The organism is Bartonella sp. AP19HLJMH (assembly GCF_042196245.1).
Taxonomy (GTDB): Bacteria; Pseudomonadota; Alphaproteobacteria; order Rhizobiales; family Rhizobiaceae; genus Bartonella.
Genome location: NZ_JBHIPX010000037.1, coordinates 1 through 4,085 on the forward strand (window position 1 = coordinate 1; position 4,085 = coordinate 4,085).

4 protein-coding genes are annotated in these 4,085 nt (G+C 42.6%); all 4 read right to left on the reverse strand.

All coding sequences use genetic code 11. The features are described 5' to 3' along the window. Positions 1 to 157: 157 nt before the first annotated feature. Positions 158 to 559 carry a hypothetical protein gene (locus ACFINR_RS08995; protein WP_375654174.1) on the reverse strand — a complete coding sequence of 134 codons (402 nt, stop codon included), beginning with the start codon at positions 557 to 559 and terminating at the stop codon, positions 158 to 160. Then, positions 556 to 1,275: a hypothetical protein gene (locus tag ACFINR_RS09000; RefSeq protein ID WP_375654180.1), complete on the reverse strand. Its 720-nt coding sequence runs from the start codon at positions 1,273 to 1,275 to the stop codon at positions 556 to 558. Before ACFINR_RS09000 ends, ACFINR_RS08995 begins: the two co-directional genes overlap by 4 nt. Before the next feature lie 61 nt (positions 1,276 to 1,336). Further along, entirely contained in the window at positions 1,337 to 1,738 is a 402-nt protein-coding gene (locus ACFINR_RS09005) for a hypothetical protein (RefSeq protein ID WP_375654184.1), read from the reverse strand. Further along, the coding region (locus ACFINR_RS09010; RefSeq protein WP_375654188.1) for a hemagglutinin repeat-containing protein at positions 1,735 to 4,085 on the reverse strand (2,351 nt) is incomplete at its 5' end. The genes ACFINR_RS09005 and ACFINR_RS09010, both read right to left, overlap by 4 nt.

Sequence of the window (4,085 nt, forward strand, 5' to 3'; positions counted from 1 at the left end):
TCTTTTGAATGTCATCGAGCAAGCAAAACAGCAACGTTATAACGACGCGGCATAAAAAGAAAACCTTGTCACGTAAGGACGGACAAGGCTTTCTCAAGCTCATCAACCTAGTGCTTTATTTGGTGTAAATTCAAGGCTTTCTCTGCTGAAGCAAGACTTAAGGCTGGCATTCAGGTGCATTTTTATACTTTTTACAAAAAGGGCTGTTCAAACGCTTCTTGACACTGCGCTGTGGTATGACAGCACCTGGACGACAAATGGGAAGGTTTTCAGCTCTAAAAGTATAACACCAATATGGTCCTCCCCATTTGTAGCGGAATCCTGCTTGAATCATGCAAGCATCGATGGAAGCCTCTGCATTGATGCTTAGCTTTCTATTTTCTGGAAAAACATCATAAGGGGTTGGCATACCACATTCTAACAATGCTTTTCCTACCTCAGTAAAATCTGCTCCTAGTTTCTCCCATGCACTCAAAACTCCTGGTGGAGGCTTGTCGATGTTACATCCAGCAATATTTAACAGAATGAGACCACTTAATAATTTCAAGATTTGTTTCATTTTTTTCTTCCTGAATATTTTGAATAAATTGGCGTACGATTAGGTAATCCATAAGCCTGTCGACATATTGAACCTGCATTACCATAACAAGCATGGACACTGGGGTAGCCCTTAAATATTTGCCATGCTTCTTTCCAAGGACCACTTCCAGGAGGTATTTGCTCAAAAGTGTAAGGATTTTTGCCAATCTTTGTACCCACAAAGTCATTTTTATGATTTTCCAAGTTTACGTAATCCTGCTTTCCATCACTTAAGATATATAACGTATCTGCCATGTTTTGAGTATTATAAGCTGGTCCAAAGAAATTAATCGTTGTTTTCTTTGCTATACCATGAACACCATGCTTTTCTAAATCATGCGATCCATTGCCCGCTGTCATACTGCCGCGGCTATGCGCATCAGTATGCAATCCTATATTGCCAAGGCTATACAACAGATTCTGGTACTTCTTCGTCGAATTGGTCAAAATACCCAACTTACCTTCTAGAGCATACTGATACCCTGCAATGAACAACTCTACCAAGCGCGAATCGCTATGAGGGAACATCAGAAAATAGTGTGGATCATTCTTGTTATCAGCCAACTGAACCGCATTATGGGCTGCATCATCTGGTGTTGTAAAAATACCATTGAGGAAAACATGAACCTTGCCATCAGAACCTTTTTGTAAATTCTGTTGTTCTTCATCCGTTAAATAATGTGCGTGAGGAAACAATCCCGCACAGGCATGTAAAAACGTGAGTGTGGGGATTGTTGATCGTCACAAACAGCAAAACTTAAGGTTGGCATTCATCCGCATTTTTATATTTTTTACAAAAAGGGCTGTTTAAGCGCTTTTCAACACTTCGTTTCGGAATGACCGCGCCTGGTCGACAAATCGGAAGGTTTTCCCTCCAATGATTCACACACCAAGATGGACCGCCATATCTGTCACGGAATCCTGCTTGAATCATACAAGCATAAATTGTTGCATTATCATTATTGCTGAGCTTTTGATTTTCAGCCTCAAGATAATTAAGATGTGGCATGCCACATTCTAATAAGGCTTTTCCTACCTCGGTAAAGTCTGCTCCTAGCTTGATCCACCCATATACTTCCCCTGGAGGAGATTTGTCCATATCACATCCAGTAATACTTAATAGAATGAGCAGGCTCAATAAGTTAAATCGTATTTTCATTTTTTGTTCCCTGTTCTCGTGGAATAAAATTTTATAAAATCAAATGAACCGTAATCATTTTTACACTTAGCACTTGCATCAGCATAACAATTATGGGTACTAGGATTATAGCCGATGATCGCTCCCCCCATCTCTCTGAGGGGTAGAATTAACGGATGTAATGAATCATATGGTTTGGAACGTACCCCATAAGCCGTAGGCCAATTGTAACCAATCACTGTACTAATGGGGTCTAACATATGACCTTGTATGTAGATATAATTTTTTTCGCCATCGCTTAGATAATCTACTGTATTGGCCATCGATTGCATGTGAGCAGCCGCTCCAACAAGATAGAAGTCTGTTTTCTTGGCTACACTGTGGATACCATGTTCTTGCAAGTCATTTGCTCCATTGCGTATTGTTAAGGTACCCCGGCTATGCCCACTAACAATAGCATTGTCATTGCCATAACGATAGATAAAATCTTGGAACTTCTTGGTCGAATTACTCAATCCCCAAGTGCTACCCTCCCAAAACTTTTGATAATATGCTACCCCTAATTCTACCAGCACATCATCAGCTTGGGGAAAGTATGTAAAATAAAGGGGACCATTTTTATTAACAGCCAATTGGACAGCATTACCGGCTGCTTCATCTGGTGAATTAAAAATGCCATTGTAGAACATATAAACAGCACCATTAGGGCCTTTTTGTAAATGCTTTTCTTCCTCTGGCTTTAAAAAGTGATACAGAGTGATATATTTTCCATCACTGCCTTTTATAGGTTTTCCATTTTCATCGGTTAAATAGAGGACATTGCCATTTTCATCATGCGCAACCTCACCCACTGGATGGTCAACATAAAATGCCATTTTACGAACCCCATCCCATATATCAAACCATTCATCTACCCATTTATTTCTCATACCTAAACGATTACGCAATATATCCTCAAGCGGTGCGACATCTAGCTGTCCTACTGCTTGGTGTGCTGCTGCGGTGTTGCGGTTGAGAGAGCCAATGATTTGTCCAGCATCTTGCCCCATCGCCCTCTGTCCAGTTGTATCAGTAAGGATGATAGTCCCATCGCTGATAGCAGATTTGGTTTCTCCTTCTGCTGCATCCTTGGCTTTGCCGTGATTTAAAACATTCTTGGCAATGTTTTTTATCGTGTCGTTCCCAGAAATGCTAAACCCATGGCTGCTGGCTTTAGCATGGGCACTGTTGCTGATATCACTGGTGCTAATGCTTCCTGTGGTCAGGCTGTTTTTATCTGCCGGCGCGGTGCTGGCAATGATGCCTCCGGTCAGCGTTGTTTTGTCTTTAACTATGATATTAAAGCCGCCATCACCCGCTTTGATGCCTGATTGTTCCACAACACTATGATAATCACTAGAGGATTTATCGTTTTGGAAAGAGGCGCTCATGGAGCCCCCACCACCCGTTTGTCCAGCACCAAACCCAACAGAAACAGAGTTTTGCTTGCTGGAAGTTTGTCCCGTATCACTGCGGCTGGTAATGGCAAAATCACCCCCTACTTCCATTTCTACACGCTCTCCAGAAACCACGGCGCCTGCCAATGTGGTGTTTGCCCCACTCGTGGTATGAACAGTGCCGGTGCCTATAATATGGCTGTTTTTGTGTTGAACTTCCTCACTGGAACCTTCCCCTTGACTAAAAGCAGCACTGCCCGTTGCCCCTGCGCCACCCGTGCCATAACCGGTGCCAACACTCATTGAAGCACTTTCACTGCTGTTTTGTGTGCTTTGCGTGTTTTGCGCACTTTCAAAGATGATATCTTCACCTGCTTCCATGGTGATCTTTCCGCTCTGTGCATCATTTTCCAGCACATAGATTGGATTGGTACCAGCGATAATATCAGCACCAACACCATGAATGCTGCCTTTGTGGGCTTGCATGTTAACAGCGCGTCCGCCTTCTATGCTATCTGTCACCGCTGTGGAGACTTGAGAAGAGGCTTCTGTTTTCTCAGTTTTAAAGCCCACGGTTACACTGCCAGATGCACCCGCCATATTGGCAAGAGCATCCTTGGTGGAGCCCCCCAATCCTCCTAATGAGCTACTCAGTCCTTTGGTTATATTCCCCTTTTCCCCCGTATTGCCAGTCAGCCAATTAACAAAGGTTTTGCCTTTACTATAAAGATGACTGATTTTCATGCCGGTCAGTATGCCATTAATAACTGTATTGTTACCATCCTTATTATTCATGTGATCTGCGGCATCTTTTAGTCCTTGTACCGTGCCAAGGACACCGATATCAACGGAAGTTGTCACACCAGCAAAAGACTTTTCATGCTTTTCTTTTGCGTTAGAGGTATCATAGCTTTCTGATAGGGTGATATTAT

Excerpts from the sequence above, each read along its gene's own strand:
- ACFINR_RS08995 (WP_375654174.1), bottom strand. The coding sequence starts at position 559 with ATGAAACAAATCTTGAAATTATTAAGTGGTCTCATTCTGTTAAATATT.
- ACFINR_RS09005 (WP_375654184.1), bottom strand. The coding sequence starts at position 1,738 with ATGAAAATACGATTTAACTTATTGAGCCTGCTCATTCTATTAAGTATT.